General features: G+C 66.0%; 13 protein-coding genes. 1 reads left to right on the top strand and 12 read right to left on the bottom strand.

Annotated features, from left to right (window positions below; translation table 11 throughout):
- Window positions 1-358: 358 nt before the first annotated feature.
- From J0W34_RS16240 to J0W34_RS16225, 4 genes are all read right to left on the bottom strand, one after another.
- A complete protein-coding gene (locus J0W34_RS16240) occupies window positions 359-1,225 on the bottom strand; it encodes an amidohydrolase family protein (protein WP_230969481.1) in 867 nt (288 codons plus the stop codon).
- Entirely contained in the window at window positions 1,222-3,090 is a 1,869-nt protein-coding gene (locus tag J0W34_RS16235; RefSeq protein WP_230969480.1) for a feruloyl-CoA synthase, read from the bottom strand. Before J0W34_RS16235 ends, J0W34_RS16240 begins: the two co-directional genes overlap by 4 nt.
- Window positions 3,091-3,104: 14 nt before the next feature.
- Complete coding sequence (locus J0W34_RS16230; RefSeq protein WP_230969479.1) at window positions 3,105-3,308, bottom strand: hypothetical protein; 204 nt, start codon at window positions 3,306-3,308, stop codon at window positions 3,105-3,107.
- 82 nt (window positions 3,309-3,390) lie between these two features.
- Complete coding sequence (locus J0W34_RS16225; protein ID WP_230969478.1) at window positions 3,391-4,227, bottom strand: p-hydroxycinnamoyl CoA hydratase/lyase; 837 nt, start codon at window positions 4,225-4,227, stop codon at window positions 3,391-3,393.
- Between the two features lie 78 nt (window positions 4,228-4,305).
- On the opposite strand from J0W34_RS16225, the gene J0W34_RS16220 reads away from it, so the two are divergent.
- Complete coding sequence (locus J0W34_RS16220) at window positions 4,306-4,764, top strand: MarR family winged helix-turn-helix transcriptional regulator (protein WP_227816412.1); 459 nt, start codon at window positions 4,306-4,308, stop codon at window positions 4,762-4,764.
- Between the two features lie 37 nt (window positions 4,765-4,801).
- Here J0W34_RS16220 and J0W34_RS16215 read toward each other — a convergent pair whose 3' ends face one another.
- The 8 genes from J0W34_RS16215 to J0W34_RS16180 all read right to left on the bottom strand — a co-directional run bounded on the left by J0W34_RS16215 (window position 4,802) and on the right by J0W34_RS16180 (window position 16,212).
- Window positions 4,802-5,809 carry a zinc-dependent alcohol dehydrogenase family protein gene (locus J0W34_RS16215; RefSeq protein ID WP_230969477.1) on the bottom strand — a complete coding sequence of 336 codons (1,008 nt, stop codon included), beginning with the start codon at window positions 5,807-5,809 and terminating at the stop codon, window positions 4,802-4,804.
- A gap of 21 nt (window positions 5,810-5,830) precedes the next feature.
- Window positions 5,831-6,940 carry an NAD(P)-dependent alcohol dehydrogenase gene (locus J0W34_RS16210; RefSeq protein WP_230969476.1) on the bottom strand — a complete coding sequence of 370 codons (1,110 nt, stop codon included), beginning with the start codon at window positions 6,938-6,940 and terminating at the stop codon, window positions 5,831-5,833.
- A 68-nt stretch (window positions 6,941-7,008) separates the two neighbouring features.
- Window positions 7,009-7,965, bottom strand: a complete 957-nt coding sequence (locus J0W34_RS16205) for an alpha/beta hydrolase (RefSeq protein WP_230969475.1) — start codon at window positions 7,963-7,965, stop codon at window positions 7,009-7,011.
- Entirely contained in the window at window positions 7,934-10,399 is a 2,466-nt protein-coding gene (locus J0W34_RS16200) for an efflux RND transporter permease subunit (protein ID WP_230971691.1), read from the bottom strand. Before J0W34_RS16200 ends, J0W34_RS16205 begins: the two co-directional genes overlap by 32 nt.
- Before the next feature lie 44 nt (window positions 10,400-10,443).
- Window positions 10,444-11,544: a YCF48-related protein gene (locus J0W34_RS16195; protein ID WP_230969474.1), complete on the bottom strand. Its 1,101-nt coding sequence runs from the start codon at window positions 11,542-11,544 to the stop codon at window positions 10,444-10,446.
- Window positions 11,545-11,662: 118 nt separating this feature from the next.
- Window positions 11,663-13,006 carry a DUF1329 domain-containing protein gene (locus J0W34_RS16190; protein ID WP_230969473.1) on the bottom strand — a complete coding sequence of 448 codons (1,344 nt, stop codon included), beginning with the start codon at window positions 13,004-13,006 and terminating at the stop codon, window positions 11,663-11,665.
- Window positions 13,007-13,027: 21 nt separating this feature from the next.
- Window positions 13,028-14,662 carry a DUF1302 domain-containing protein gene (locus J0W34_RS16185; RefSeq protein ID WP_230969472.1) on the bottom strand — a complete coding sequence of 545 codons (1,635 nt, stop codon included), beginning with the start codon at window positions 14,660-14,662 and terminating at the stop codon, window positions 13,028-13,030.
- Window positions 14,663-14,736: 74 nt separating this feature from the next.
- Window positions 14,737-16,212 carry a benzaldehyde dehydrogenase gene (locus J0W34_RS16180; RefSeq protein ID WP_230969471.1) on the bottom strand — a complete coding sequence of 492 codons (1,476 nt, stop codon included), beginning with the start codon at window positions 16,210-16,212 and terminating at the stop codon, window positions 14,737-14,739.
- Window positions 16,213-16,271 lie beyond the last annotated feature (59 nt).

Raw genomic sequence — 16,271 nt, 5'->3', positions numbered from 1 at the left:
GCTTTCGCGATCCTGGCATTCCAGCAGGTGCGGCGGATGTCGGGTTCCGGATTGTGCCAGTAATTGCAGTCCTTGTGGTCGTGAGGCCGCCTGCGACGCGAAATCTCCCATCACAGTCTCTCCAGCCGCTTGAGCGATTGACGCTCGCCGAGCGCGCAAATCCTTGCATGCACGTCAAGGCGAATCACAAAACCTCTCCTGGCCGCATCGCCCATACAACGCATCGCCGAACATGTCGGATACGGCCGCACGTCTGAAATGGAATTTGGGTGATGCCAATTCTGCGTGACTGTCCAGACCGTCGCCAAGTGCAAGCGCCCGGCGAGTTCATCCAATCAAGCGCAATGTGCTGCCTGGCTCAGCCGGTCAGGCCGAGCATGCGGGCGGCGTTGTCCTTGAAGATCAGCGGCTTCATTTCGGAGCGGAAGCCCGCCTGCTCGAAATCCGTCATCCAGCGCTCGGGCGTGATCAGGGGAAAGTCCGAACCGAAGAGCATCTTGTGCTGGAGCTGCGTGTTGGCGTAGCGGACCAGTTGGGGCGGGAAGTACTTCGGCGACCAGCCAGACAGGTCGATGTACACATTGGGCTTGTGCAGGCACACCGACAGGGCTTCGTCCTGCCAGGGCCAGGAGGGATGGGCGATGATCACCTTCATGTCCGGAAAGTCGGCGGCCACGTCGTCCAGGTGGATGGGGTTGGAGTACTTCAGCCGCAGCCCGCCACCGCCTCGCATGCCCGTGCCGATGCCCGAATGGCCGCTGTGGAAGATGGCCGGCAGCTTGTACTCGGCGATCAGTTCATACAGGGGATAGGCCATCGGGTCGTTGGGGTAGAAGCCCTGAAGCGTGGGGTGAAACTTGAAGCCACCGACCTTGTACGACTCGATCAGGTGCCGTGCCTCGCGCAGCCCCATCTTGCCCTTGTGGGGGTCGATGCTGGCGAAGGCGATCATCATGTCGCTGTTCTCCAGCGCGGCCTCGGCGACCTCTTCGTTCGGAATGCGCCGACGGCCGGTTTCGAATTCGGCGTCGACGGTGAACATGACCAGCCCGATCCGGCGTTCGCGGTAGTACGCGATGGTCTCGGGAATCGTCGGCCGGTGAGCAAACTTGAAGTAGCGTTCAGCGGCCTCGTCGAAGGCCTTTCCATAGTCGTCGGGCTCGCATCGGCACGAGACTTCGGCATGGGTGTGAACGTCGATGGCGACGAGTTGGTCGAGATTCATGCTCTGGGTTTGCGCGTGAGCATGCCCGCCGCCTCGCCGGCATACATGGCTTCGATCAGCGCGGCGCGGTTGGCCAGCACGGCCCGCTGGTTGATCGAGCCCTTGTCGGTGACTTCGTGGCGGTCCACCGAAGGCGGGGTGTCGAGCACCAGCATGTATTCAATGCGGCTGGCCGACCCGGTGGCATCGGCATTGATGCGATCGAGCAGGTGCTGGAAGAAGGCCCGTACGGCGGGCGTGGCCAGCACGTCGCTGATGGGCGCATCGTCCGGCAAGCCGGCCAGGGCGGCGCAGTGTTCCAGTCGGGGAAAGATCAGCGCGCCGATCTCGTCGCGGTTGATGCCGGTGATGACCGCGTCCTGCACGCAGGGGGCCCCGGCGGCGATGATGCGCGCGCGCAGCGGGCCGACGTGCACGAAGGTGCCCGAGCTGAGCTTGAAGTTCTCGGCGATGCGTCCATCGAAGATCATGCCTAGGTCCGGGCGATCCGGGTCGGCAAAGGCCAGCGCGTCACCCGTGCAGTAATAGCCTTCGTCGTCGAAGGCCGCGCGGGTGACTTCGGGTTGGCGCCAGTAGCCGGGGGTGACATGGGGCCCGGCAAAGCGTGCTTCGAGCTTGCCGTTCACCGGCACCATACGCGCGATACAGCCGGGCGCCGGCAACCCCACATAGCCCGCGCCGATGAGCGGGCCGGTGGAGAACATGGACGAGGGGGAGGTCTCGGTCATGCCCAGGCCGGTCATCACCCGGATGCGCTCGCCGCAATGGGCTTCGGACACCCGGTCGAGCTTGTCCCAGGCCGCCTGCGACAGTCCTGCGCCGGCAAAGAAGAACAGCTGCATCTTAGAGTAGAAGATCTCGCGCAGCGCCGGGTCGGCTTCCAGCGCATCCCCCAGCATCTCCCAGCCCTTGGGGACGTCCAGATACACCGTGGGCGCGATCTCGCGCAGGTTGCGCAGGGTGTTCACGAACCCGGCCGGGGTCGGCTTGCCGTCATTGATGTACAGGGTGCCGCCGTTGTAGAGCACGATGCCCACGTTGTGACTGCCGCCGAAGGTGTGATTCCACGGCAGCCAGTCGAGCAGCACCGGCGGCGTGTCGGCGAAACACGGAAAGGTCTGCAGCAGCATCTGCTGGTTGGCGCACAGCATCCGCTCGGTGGTGATCACCGCCTTGGGCATGCTCGTCGACCCCGAGGTGAACAGGAACTTGGCGATCGCGTCGGGCCCGACCGCCTCGTGGGCGGCATCCACGTGCGTCGGGGTGGTGTCGAGCAGTTGGGCGAAGGCGGTCACCGTGCGCCCGCCGAGTTGCCCGTTGCCGGTGACCACTTCCACGTCCGCGGGCACGGTGGCGGCGATGGCCGGGGCATACAGGTCGCCCTCGGTGGCGTACACCAGCCCCGGTGTGAGCAGGTCGACCATGTGGCGCAGCTTGTTGAAATCCCTGGAGAGCAGGGATGCGCCGGGGCTCACCGAACAGTGGGGGATGCCCACATGGAGCGCCGCCAGGGCCAGGGTCAGATGATCAAGGTCGTTGCCCGACAGAATCATCACCGGACGCTCGACGCTCAAGCCCCGCTGCAGCAACGCCTGGCCGACGGCGCGGGCACGCTCGAGCATCTGTGCGTAGCTGATGCGCACCCATTCGCCGTCGGGCCCGCGCTGCGCGACCAGCGTGCGGTCGGGGTGTTTCCCGGCACCTTCGACGAGACGGTCGGTGAGTCGGGTCGGGTAGGCCTCCAGCGCTTCTCCCGGCTGCAGAAGCCAGGCGCCGTCGGCGCAGCGCGAGATGTCGACACGGGGGTTGCCAATGGCGACGGCACGATAACGCACGCCTTCGGCATCGATGCTTGCAAGCTGCATGGTTCCTCTCCGCCTCAGATCCGGTGGTGACGCGGTCCGCGCCGGACGCTCGCCCGGCGCGATTCGGTAAAGGCGTCGACCGCGACGGGCTCCGCGCCTCCACGGGCCACGGCGGCGCGGATGGCGATGTCGTTGCCGACAGGGTGTTGGCGGTCGAAAGCGCCGTTGTCGATGGCGGACCGTGTCCGGCCGTTGATCAGTCGCGGGGTGTCGAACATCTTGTCTCCTCCTTGGGGGGGGCGCGCCGCTCTGTGGCGGTTGCGCGCCGGGGCGGACCGTCATCCGCCCGGCCCGGTCTATTCACGTATTGCGTTTGTAGGTCTGCAGACCCGGCTTGATGGTCTTGTCGTCGAGGAACTGCTTGAGCCCCTGGGCGCGGCCCTGCTCCGGATCGCGGCCGTTGGACTGATCGACCTTGGCGTACAGATAGTCCTCGTTCTGCTCCCAGGTCAGTTCGCGACAGCGCTTGAAGCCGTGCTTGGCGAAGCGCAGCACCACGGGGTTCTTTTCGAGCAGCTTGCGGGCGAGTGCCTCGACTTCATTGCGCAGCTCGGCCAGCGGCACGCTCTTGTTGACCAGCCCCATCCGGGCGGCTTCGGTGCCGGTCCAGGTGTCTCCGGTCATCACGTAGTACAGCGCCTGGCGGTGGCCCATGGTGTCAGCCACGGCCTTGCTGACCAGGTTGCCCGGCGGGATACCCCAGTTGATCTCGGACAGACCGAACACGGCCTCGTCGGCACAGATGGCCAGATCGCAGGCCACCAGCGGGGAGAACGCGCCGCCGAAGCACCAGCCATTGACCATGGCGATGGTGGGTTTCGAGTAGAAGCGCAACAGGCGCCACTGCCACTGGGAGCAATCGCGGCGCATGCGCTCCTGCATGATTTCCGATTTGCCGTCGGTCTCGCGGAAGTATTCCTTGAGGTCCATGCCGGCGGTCCAGGCCTCGCCAGCGCCGGTCAGGACGAGCACGCCCGCCTCATCGTCGAGCTCGAGCGTTTCGAGCACATCGATCATTTCCCGATTGAGCGTCGGACTCATGGCGTTGCGCTTCTCCGGGCGATTGAGCGTCACCCAGGCAATGTTGTCTTCGACCGCGACCTTCACGGTTTGCCAACGGCCTTCATAATGCGACATGTGCTTGTCTCCTAATTGTCAGGGTAGTATCAAGTAACTTGATATAAGATTAGACGAAACCGAACGATCGATCAATCCATGAACACGAAAAAAAACGAGACGGTCAACGAGCAGTCGCCCACCGGTCTGGCCTACCTGTTGGGACGGACCCATCACGCCATGACGCGGCGCATGCGCGACGCCCTGGCCGAGGTCGGGCTGAGCGTTGCGCAATACACGGCCTTGTCCTTCCTGAAACGCGAGAGCCTGTCCAACGCCCAGCTGGCGGAGCGCGCCATGATCTCGCCGCAGGCGGCCAACGAGATGGTGAAGGCCATGACCGCCCGGGGCTGGATGACCCGCGACCCGGACCCCACGCATGGGCGCATCATCCGCATCGGTCTGACCGCCGAGGGCGAGGCCATGCTCGACGCCGGCAATCGCTGTGTGTCGACCATCGAATCGCAGATGCTGTCCGCCTGTTCCGCCGATCGCGCAGCGGCACTGCGCGAAGACTTGCGTGCCATGCTGCGGGTGCTGCTCGCCCCGGACGTCTGAGACGCAGCCCACCCGCCGTGGGCGCTGTCGGGAGCGCTCAGCCATTGACACGGACGACGACCTTGCCAATCTGCTGATTGGATTCCAGGTAGCGGTGGGCGTTCACGATGTCATCGAAGTCGAACACCCGGTCGATGACCGGCGACAGGGTACCGGTGCGCAGTTGGTGCTCGATGAACCTGCGCCCGCGTGCACAACGCTCGGGGTCGCGCAGGATTTCGAAGACCAGATAGCCGCGCATGGACAACCCTTTGCCGACCGCGGCGTAGAACGGGAAGGGCGTGTGCTCGGCCTGTCCGCCGAGATTGCCGTACACCAGCAGCAGGCCACCCGGCGCAAGCGCGTCGGCCAGGGGCGTGATGGCCGGACCGGCGACCGGGTCGAAGACCAGTCGGACGCCGTCGCCGGTGGCGGCTCGAAGAGCCTGTGCGCAGTCCGCCGCGCCGCTGATCACCACCGTTTCCGCGCCATGCGCGAGCAGCGCTTCGCGCTTGCCCGCATCGCGGGTCATGGCAACCGGGCGGGCGCCCACCGCGCGTGCGATCTGGATGGCGGCAAGGCCCACGCTGCTCGAGGCTGCCGTGATCAGCACGGTGTCGCCCGCGCAGAGGCCGGCAATGTCGACCAGTGCGCCCCAGGCCGTCATGTGGGCCATCCAGAGTGCCGCCGCGTCCAGCGCATCAAGACCGTCGGGACGGTGAACAAGCGCGGCTGCCGGCACGTTGGCGTGCTGCGCGTACACCCCGTAGCGGTTCATGGAGAACATCGGTAGCACACAGACGGCATCGCCGGCCCTGAAGTCGCCGACGCCAGGGCCGACCGCTTCGATGATACCGGTCGCTTCGTAGCCGATACGGGCGGGCAGTGAGGGTGATTCGATGTACTGATCCGCGCGAAACGCCGCTTCTGCGCGGTTCAGGCCGATCGCTTCGATGCGCAACTGGACGTCGCCCGACGCCGGCGGGGCGAGCGTTTCGCGCACGAAGCTCAGCACCTCGGGACCCCCGATCCGGGAGAAGCGAACGACACGGGTTTGACGGGGCATGACGGACTCCGGGCGCCGGGATCAGCGCTCAGGCATGAGCAGCACCGGTTTGATGCACACGCCGGTTTCCGAGTCGCTGATGGCGGTATTGATGTCGGCGAAGGGATAGAAGGTCACCATGCGCTCGAAGGGAAACCGGCCTTCAGCGTTCAAGGCGATGAGCTTGGGAATGAGCTGATCGGGAATCGACCCGCCCTCGACAATGCCCACCAGGCGACGCCCGCCGCTGAGGAAGTGCACCTCGTCGAGCACGACTTCGGCGCCCGGGCCGGCGGCACCGATCATGCCGCAGGTGCCGCGCGGGGCAAGGCTTTCAACGGCATTGCGGATCACTGCGGCAATTCCGGTGGTGTCGAGGGCGTGATCGACGCCATAGCCGGTCTCGGCAAGAATGGCGTTGGTCGCTGGTGTGTTCGCGGGGTTGATCGTGAGCGTGGCACCGACGCTCCGGGCAAAATCCAGACGCGCATCATTGGTGTCCACGGCGATGATCTGCCGGGCGCCGGCCACCTTGGCCGCCATCACCGCCGACAGGCCGACCGAACCGCAGCCGAACACGGCAATGGTCTGGCCGGCCTGCACCTTGAGTGTGTCGAATACTGCGCCTGCGCCCGTCTGGACGCCACAGGCCAGGGGCCCGAGCAGCGTGAGCGGCGCATCCTTGGGCACCTTGACCACATTGGCATGGTGACACACGGCATGGGTGGCAAAGGACGACTGACCGAAGAAATTGCTGTGGACGAGACCGTCGTCGCCACGCAATGCGGAGGTGCCGTCCGGCCTGTCCGCGAGGAAATTGCGCGGGAAGAACTCGTGGCAGTAGCTGGGCGCATCGTCCTCGCAACTGGGGCACTGGCCGCAGGAATTGAAGCTCATCACCACGTGATCGCCCACCGCGACCTTGGTGACCTTGCTGCCCACCTGCTCGACGATGCCGGCGCCTTCGTGTCCGAGCACGGCAGGCAGTGGGGTGGGCAGCATGCCGTCACGCACGACGATGTCGGTGTGGCACACGCCAGTGGCCACCACCCGCACGAGAATTTCGGATTCGCGCGGCGCGTCGAGCTGAAGGGACTCGAGACGCAGCGGGGCGTGATGTTCGCGGGCAACCGCAGCGAGGACCTTGACCATGGCGTTCCTTCTTCTTTCTGTCTGTTGAGTGGGCACGCCAGCGGCGTGCAGGGCGCGAATGTCCGGGCTTATGCCGGCGTCGGATCGGGTGGCGCGGCGAATGCTTCGCGCCACGCGCTGGCGACCTGACTCACGGCCAGTCGCGCCGCGGTGACGGCGCCGCCCATGCTGATGAAGCCGTGGGCCAGACCGGGATAGGTGACCAGCGAGACCGGCGTGCCCGCATCGGCCAGCGCCTCGGCGTAGGCAAGGCCTTCGTCATGCAGCGGGTCAAAGCCCGCGACCTGGACGAGCGCCGGTGGCAAGCCGCTGTGCGTGTCGGCCATCAGCGGGGCGGCGCGCCAATCGGCCGGCACCTGGGCGTCGCCCAGATACGCGTCGTTGAACCGGGCCATGAGCCGGGTGGTCAGCGTGTAGCCCTCGCCGTGGGTGCGGTAGGAGTCGAACTGACCCGGCGCCGCGGTGACCACCGGATACACGAGTGTCTGCTGACGCAGGGCCGGGCCGCCCCGGTCGCGGGCCATCAGGGCCATGACGGCGGCCAGATTGGCCCCGGCGCTGTCGCCGGCGACGATCAGCCGCCCGGTATCGGCACCGATGCTCTCAGCGTGCTGGCTCAGCCACTGGAGCGCCGCCCAGGCGTCGTCGATCGCGGCGGGAAAGGGGTGCTCGGGGGCGAGGCGATAGTCCACCTGCACGACGATGCAGTCAGCCTCCAGGCACAGCTGGCTGCACAGGCCGTCATAGTCCTGCGGGCGACCGACACAGAATCCGCCCCCATGCAGATACAGGGCGGCCCCTCGGCGGCCGGACCGGCCACGCGGACGGTAGAGGCGCAGGGGCAGGGCGCCGCCGGGGCCGTCGATGCGGTGGTCGTCGATGTCCACATCGGCAACCGGAAGATCCGTGGCGGTGAGCAGCGCCGTGTAGATCTCGCGCGCGGCCGGCATGGGGACATCGGCCATGTCGGGCACGCCGCTCTCGCGGCCATGTTCAAGCAGTTTCCGGAGCTGAATATCGAGCATGGTGGCTCCCTGGCTTGTCTTGGGTGATGGTGTCCGGATGCATGTCGGCGGGGGCTTCCTGCGCGGCCTCGGGCGCGGCGGCCTTGTGCTTGAGCAGGAAGTGGGCGAGCGCGGGCAGGAAGATGAGCGCGCCGAACATGTTCCACACGAACATGAAGGCCAGCAGAATGCCCATGTCGGCCTGGAACTTGATGGGCGAGAAGGCCCAGGTGGCGACTGCGGCCGCCAGCGTCACGCCGGTGAGCAACACCACGCGGCCGGTGAAGGTCAGCGCGCGGTGGTAGGCCTCGTTGAGGGGCAGGCCGTTGCGCTGGCCGGCGAGCAGTACCGACAGCACATACAGCGCGTAATCCACGCCGATGCCGACACCCAGCGCGATCACCGGCAGGGTGGCGACTTTCACGCCCATGCCCAGCCAGACCATCAGCGCTTCGCACAGCACGGAGGTGAGTACCAGCGGCAGGATGGCCGCCACCACGGCGCGCCAGGAACGGAAGGTCACGAAACACAGGATGATCACCGCGCCATACACCCAGTAGAGCATGTCGTGCATGGCTTTCTTCACCACGATATTGGTGGCCGCCTCGATCCCCGCGCTGCCCGCCGCGAGCATGAACTGCGCCTGCGCGGTGCTGTGGGTCTGTGCATAGGCCTGGGCAACCTCGACCACGCCAGTCAGGGTATCCGCCTTGTGATCCTTCAGATACACGTACAGCGACAGCAGTGAGCAGCCCTGGTTGAACAGCTCGCGCGGCGCGCGGGTCTGCACCGCGCCCAGGGCGGCGTTGTTGGGGATCAGCTCCAGCCATTTGAAGTTGCCCTCGTTGTAGCCGACCATGGCGAAGCGCGACAGGTTGGCCATGGAGTTGACCGACTCGACGCCCGGCAGCTGCTCCAGCTGGCGACCCAGATCGCGCACCGACGACAGCACGTCGTAGCGGGTGCATTGGTCTTCAGGGGTTTTCACCATGACCACGAAGATGTCGGCGCTGGCGGCGTAGTTGTTCACCATAAAGGCCGAATCCTTGTTGTAGCGCGAGTCCGGCCGCAGTTCGGGCGCCCCAGGGTCGAGATCGCCCACCTGAAGCCTGAGACTGGTCAGGTAGCCGCCCACGCCCATGGCCAGGCCGGTGCAGATGGCGATCACTGCCCAGCGACGCTGGGTGAACAGGCCGAAGAAGGCCCACAGTTTCGACGTCGACTCGATGCCTGCTTTCTCGGCCCGCAGGCTGCGCTGCGCTGCCACTGGCGATACGCCGGTGTAGGAGAGCAGGATGGGGAGCAACAGCAGGTTGGTGAAGATCAGCACCGCGACCCCGATGCTGGCAATGGCGGCCAGATCCTGGATGACCTGGATGTCGATGATGGTCAGCACCGCAAAGCCGACGGCGTCGGCCAGCAAGGCGGTGAGCCCGGCCAGGAACAGGCGGCGGAAGGTGTAGCGCGCGGCGACCGCGCGGTGGGTGCCGCGGCCGATGTCCTGCATGATGCCGTTCATCTTCTGCGCGCCGTGGGAGACGCCGATGGCGAAGACCAGGAAGGGCACCAGGATGGAGTAGGGGTCGAGCGCGTAGCCGAACAGGTGCAACAGGCCGAACTGCCACAACACCGCCACCAGCGAGCAGCCCATCACCAGCAGGGTGCTGCGCACGCAGCGGGTGTAGAAGTAGAGCACCGCGGTGACGATGCCCACGGCGAGCACGAAGAACCACAGCACCTGCTTGAGCCCGTCGATGAGGTCGCCCACGATCTTGGCGAAGCCGGTGATGTGAATGGCGATGTGCTCGTTCTGGTATTTGCTGCGGATGTTCTCCAGCTGGCGGGCGAAGTCGGCGTAGTCCAGGTCGTCACCGGTCTTGGGGTCCTTGTCGAGCAGGGGCACGAAGATGATCGATGACTTGAAGTTGCCCGCCACCAGCTGGCCGATCTCGCCGGAGCGCTGCACGTTGGCCTGCACCTGGCGCAGGCTGTCGTCCGAGCCGTCGTAGTCTTCCGGGATCACGGTGCCGCCGTCGAGCCCCTCTTCGGTCACCGCAATCCAACGTGTGGCGGGGGTCCACAGGGATTTCATGTAGGGGCGATCGACGCCGGGCAGCAGATAGACTTCGTCGTTGATCTTGGCGAGGGTGTCCAGATAGGTCTTGTCGAAGATCGTGCCGTCCCGCGCTTCGACCGCAATGCGCAGGGCGTTGCCCAGACCCGCCAGCTCGGAGCGGTGCTCCAGGAAGTTGGCGATGAAGGGGTGGCTGGTGGGGATCATCTTCTCGAAGCTCGCGTTGAGCTCGATCCGGGTGGCCTGCAGACCGAGAACCACGGTCGCCACCAGGCACAGCACGACGACGATCAGGCGGTTGTTGAATAGCAGGCGCTCAGCCAGGGTGCCCGAGCGCGTGTCGAAGTCTTCGATGCGCGGTATCACCGGATGGGTGGCCATGGTGTCGGAATGCACGTCTGTGTCTCCTTGGTGCGTGTTTTTTCTTATGGTTTGGCGTCGAGACGCTGAACGCCGGCCAGACTGGCTGCGACCGGTGTGCCGTCAGGGGCGAGGACCAGGCCCGCGATCGGTCGCGGGGGACTGGCGCGTTCCAGCTTGAAGGTGGACTGGGCGGGTGCGCCCTTGAGCAGGTCGCCGCGCTGGCTCACCAGCAACAGGCCGCCGTCAGGCAGATGCGCGGCGCTCGACAGCGAGGCGTTCACCCCGGTGTCGATCTTCTGCCAGTCATCGCCGTCGTTGCTCGAGCGAAAGGCATTGCCGCGCAAACCGAAGGCGACGATGTCACTGCGTGCGGTCGATGCCAGGCCGAAGTAGCTGCCCTTGTAGGGGGAGTCGATGGGCTCGAACCGGTCGCCATGGCGGTCGGCGCGCAGCAGCAGCCCCTGTTCGCCGGCGAGGAAGAGGTGGTCGGCGGTGCCGGCCATGGCGTAAAGGTGCAGCCCGCGCGGGTTGGTCACGCGATCCGACCAGGACGTCCAGGTCGTGCCGCCGTCGCGGGTGCGCAAAATGAGGTTGTAGGCGCCGAACACGAAACCGTTGTCGGCGTCGATGAAATGCAGGCCCAGAAAGGGCTTGTCCGGTCCGTCGGCAACCAGCAGCCGCGCGTCGCGCAGCCCCTTGTCTGCACGTTTGATGGCCTGGGGGTCGGCGTCCGGGGTGTCGTCTGCCGGCAGTGCCGCGCGGACGGCCTCGGCGCGCTGGAGCGACAGCTCCGCCGCCATCACGCCGTCCATGATGCGCGTCCAGTGTTCGCCACCGTCGGTGGTCTTGAGCACGACGCCCATGTGGCCGGTGGCGTAACCGGTCCGGGCGTCCGTAAACTGAACGTCGGTGAGCGACACGGTGACCGGCACGTCCGCCTGGCGCCAGTGGTGGCCATTGTCGTCGGAGAGCAGCACCACGCCCGCTTCGCCCACACTGACAAGGCGGTCGCCGGCGCGGGTGATGGCCAGTGCGGCCATCTGGGTGGCACGCGAGGTTTTCATCGCCGGGCGTTCGAGCACCGCGGGGCGGGCGGGGGCGTCCGCGGCGCCTGCGGCACCGGCCGCAAGCACGCAGGCGGCTGCGAGGAGAAGGTGTTTCATAGCATTCGCGTCCTGGTGGGTCGCCGTTGCCGGCGTCCACTCAAAAGGTGTAGGGCGGGTCCCCCGAACCGTCAATGGGGAGAGGGGGGCTTGGCGGGTCGGAGAACCCGCCCTACGGTCAACGTGCGCCCTGGTTGGCCAACTCTTCCGGGCTCCACAGGATTTCGGATCGCGGTTCGCTGACCTTGTAGTGCGGCGAGCCTCCGTTCATGGCGGCATTGAAGTAATAGGCGCCGGTCTGCAGGTCGTAGCCACCCCACATCACGTTGGTGACATGGGCCGGCAGTTCCGGCACCAGGTAGCCCAGCGCGTAGTTCATGCGCCACAGGTCGCCCTTGGCGTCCCAGCCGTCGAACAGCACGATCTGCCAGGTGTCCTCGTCGATGTAGTACTTGCGCTTGGGCACCGTGTGGCGTTTGCCCGCCTTGAGGGCCGCTTCCACTTCCCACACCCGGTGCAGCTCCCAGCGCACATGATCCGGATTGAGGAACTTGGGCCCGACCAGCTCGTCGATGGTGGCCAGCGCCGACCGGTTGTTGTTGTAGGGGATGTACATCTCCTTCTTGCCCACCAGCTTGTACTCGTGGCGGTCGATGGGGCCGAACATCATGAAGGCCTCGTCGAACAGGCCGACCCCGGACGTGACGAAGTCGGGCGTGTCGTATGAGACGGACGGCGCCTTGCGCACCCGGCGCTGGCCCACCAGGTATTGCCACACACCGCGAGGGACGTCCTTGTCGGCGGAGAAGTGCACCAGGATGGCTTCGCCGGCCTTGGAGGCCGGGCCCGAAACGATGAAGCGGCCGAGCTGGAAGATGCCCTTGTAGCTATCGGTGATGTAGTAGGGGTACTGGAGAAGTTCATCCCCCTCACTGGCCAGCGCACGCCGGCCGTCTGCGGTGACGATGAAGGTGCGCAGGGCATAGTCCACCGACTGGCCGTACCAGGACAGCCGGTGATTCATCATCACTTCCAGTCCGTCCTTGGGGATGGGGAAGGGGATACCGCCGACGGCACCCGAGACGCTGTTTTCGTCTTCGAGCGTGGCCGAGGTGGCGTTCTTCCGGGTGTTGTCATAGACCCACTGGGGGGCGCCTCCGGTCCGGTGGGTCGGATACACATCGAGGCGGAAGTCGGGATTCCGGGCAAACAGGGCCTTGACGCCATCGCTGAGCTTGCCGGCGTGTTCGGCCATGTTCTTCGAAGTGATGGAAAACGTCGGCTTCTCGCCGGCAAAGGGGTCGGGACGCGGCGTGCCGTTGGCGTAGCCGGGCGCGACCTTGGTGTAGGCGCCCTTCCAGGCCGGGATGCTGCCATCGGCGTTGCCGGCCATTTCCGCACCCATCGGCGTGAGGCTGGTGCCGAGCTTGGCGGCCTCTTCGGCGGACACGCCTGCCAGCGCCGCCTGGGCGCAGAACGCAAGCGCCATGGAGGCGGTGATCGTTCGCAATGCGATCTTCATGAGTGATGTCTCCGTATTCGTTTAGAAAGTGCGTTGGATGTTGAAGCTGATGAAGTCGCGGTCCTTGCGCGTCTGCATGAACGAGAGCGCTGGTCCGGCCGAGTTCTGCGGGGTCACGAAGCTGTACTCGTCCCCCAGGAAACGCACGTAGTTGACGCCGAACTTCCAGACGTTCTGGTAGGTGCCGTTCACCCCCAGGCTGAAGTCACCCCCGTAGGAGGCGCCGCCGTTGAGGTTGGCCACGGCGCCGGAGCGGCCGGCGAAGTTGTAGCCCAGCCCGATCGGTACCTCGAGATCGAGGCCCGGCAGCACCTGGAAGTAGGCTGGCGAAAAGATCATGCGGGTCGCCCAGGCATCACGCGTCGTGTTCGGGTCCAGCGCGGCCTTGTTCTTGGACACCGAGAGCACGCGGTTCCACGCCACTTCGAACAGGAAGGCACCGCCATCCCACACGGCGTTGGGCTGCAGCACGTAGATGCCCGACAGGTTGGCGTGCGCGGTCTTGCCGACCGGGTAGCGGATGTCCTTCTCGTTGTCGCCCGTGCCGCCGAGGGCATAGAGCACGATCTGGGGGTCACCATTGAGCGGTGCGTTGTGCCGGACCGACACCTCTCCGGCCAGGTTGAGCTGGCCGATCGAGGTTGTCGCGCTCGCGCCGAAGGTGCGGATGCCCTGGCCATACACGGTGCGGATCGACTGGCCGACCGGATCGAAATAGAAGCTCGACGGTGTCTTGGCGTGATAGCGGGCGAAGTAGAGGCCGTATTCCCAGTCACTGTCCTCGGGGGTCCAGCGCAGCTGTACGCCGCCCTGGCCGGAATCCTTCGGATTGACGTCATGGGCCTTGTTCCAGCGAACACCCGGACCGGCGAGCAGGGACTGGGTGCCGTCCCCGGCCCAGTCGATGTTCGACAGGTAGCTGCCCACCCCCGGAATCAGCGTCTTTTCCCAGCGGAACTGGTAGTAGGCACCGAGCGACAGACCCGGGCGGATCTGCAGGGTGCCGGACATCTGGGGCACGGGGCGCAGCACTTCCTTGAACTGGGAGCTGGGTACTGTCAGCAGCTTCACCAGATCGATCGGCCCCTGGGCGTCGGCGATACCGTTGGCGCCGAAGAACAGGGTTTCCCCATACACCAGCGAGTGCTGGCCGAAGCGGACGTTGGCGCGCATGTCGCCCAGATTGAAGTTGCCGAACGCAAAGGCGTCGAGCAGTTCGGCGCGCCGACCGTGCAGGCTGCGGGTTTCGTCCGGAAACTCGTCATAGGCCTGACGGGTGCCGTTGTTGGTGAACGGCGAGTCGTTGTCGTTGGACTGGTTGTAGATCGAGTCGTACCAGGCCGCACCGGACAGACGGGCGCCGATGTTCTTGTAACGCACATCGAATTCGGTCAGCCAGTCGAGGCGATTGGAAATCAACCCCTTGTCGAAGTTACGGTCCCCGTCGTCGTAATTGACGTCGTTGACCAGTAGCGAAGAACGTTCCTTGAGGCGGAACGCCGCGCTGTACTTGAAGGTGTTGTCCCAGCGCACCTTCAGATCGGGGTTGTCGGTCTGGAGCTTGAATGCGTGGGCCGGGGGGGCCATGCACAGCGCTGTTGCGCTGGTGGCGATGGCGGCGGCGAGTGTCGAACTTCTCCACTGAGGTTGTTTCATGGTGCCTCCTCTTCTACGAGTGCCTCGGACTGGGCGTGGGTGCCTGGCCGATGTCATGTGTTGCGTCGGTGAAATCAGAACGGGTATCGGGGGGGCTCGCGCTTGATCGTGACCCACTGCCAATGGGCGAACTCGTCCCAGTCGGCCGGGCCGCCGACGGCGCCGCCGTTGCCCGAGTCGCCACATCCGCCAAACGGGTTGACGCATTCGTCGGCCACGGTCTGGTCGTTGATATGGAGCAGGCCGGTGTTGAGCTGCTCGCCAAGGGCCATGGCGCGGCCCACGTCCGCCGAAATCACGGCGGCCGAGAGGCCGTATTCGGTGTCATTGGCCAGGGCGATGGCCTCCTCGTCGGTGTCGAACGCGATCACGCTGGCCACCGGGCCGAAGAACTCTTCGCGGAAGGCACGCATCTTCGGTGTCACGCCGGACAGCACGGTCGGCGAATAGAACGCGCCGTCGGCCTTGCCACCGGCCACCAGCGTGGCGCCCTGCGCGACGCTGTCTTCCACGATTCGGGCGACACGCTGGCATTGCTGTTCATTGATCAGGGGGCCCAGTGCCACCTCGTCGGTGGCCGGATTGCCCACCGGCAGATGGCGGGCTTTTTCCGCCAGCTTTTCGACCAAGGCAGGGGCAATGGAGCGGTGGGCCAGGATCCTGCCCGAGGCCATGCAGATCTGGCCCTGGTGCAGCCAGGCGCCCCAGGCGGCATTGCTGGCGGCCAGATCCAGGTCCGCGTCTTCGAGCACGATCAGGGCATTCTTGCCGCCCAGTTCCAGTGCCACTTTCTTCAGATGCTTGCCCGCCAGCTCACCCACCCGGCGACCGACCGTGGTCGAGCCGGTGAAGGCGACCATGCGCACATGGGGGTCGGTGCACAAGGCCTCGCCCGCATCGCCACCGCCGGCCAGCACATGCAGCACGCCGGCGGGCAGACCCGCCTGGCGCAGGGCCAGTGCGGTGATGAACCCGCCGGTGACCGGGGTGCGGGGGTCCGGTTTGAGGACCACGGTGTTGCCGGCGGCGAGCGCAGGGGCGACCGCACGGATGGACAGGATCAGCGGGAAGTTGAAGGGCGAGATGACCCCGACAACCCCGTGCGGCACACGGCGGGCATAGGAGAGGCGCCCCGGGGTGGAGGGCAGCACCAGGCCCTGGCTGTCCACCGCCATGGCAGCGGCGCGACGGAGAATGAAGGCCGCCTCGCGCACCTCATGCTGGGCCTTGGGCAGGATGCCGCCGGTCTCGCGGGCCACGTACCGGGCCAGCGCCGCTGCGTCGGCGTCGATCGCACTGGCAGCATCCAGAAAGATGCGGGATTTCTCGCGTGGGTCGGTCGCCGCCCAGGCCGCTTGCGCGTCCTTGGCGCTGCGGCAGGCCATGGCAATGTCCGCCGCGTTGGCCATGCCGACTTCGGTCATCGTGGTGCCGGTGGCCGGCTCGATCACCGTGTGCTTGCCGCCGGTCGGTACCGCCCAGTCGCCGTTGAAGATTCGACCGGTCCAAGGGGCGCCGGAAAGCAGCCCGGCTGTGCTTGTGTTCGACACTGATTGTCTCCTTGTCTGTTGTCGTGTCTGTCAGCGACGCAATGCGGGCTGCGGACTTT

Origin of the sequence: Nitrogeniibacter aestuarii (genome assembly GCF_017309585.1) — a bacterium.
Lineage (GTDB): Bacteria > Pseudomonadota > Gammaproteobacteria > Burkholderiales > Rhodocyclaceae > Nitrogeniibacter > Nitrogeniibacter aestuarii.
Note: the sequence above shows the minus strand (reverse complement) of the source record. Positions and strands in the feature narration are given on the sequence as shown.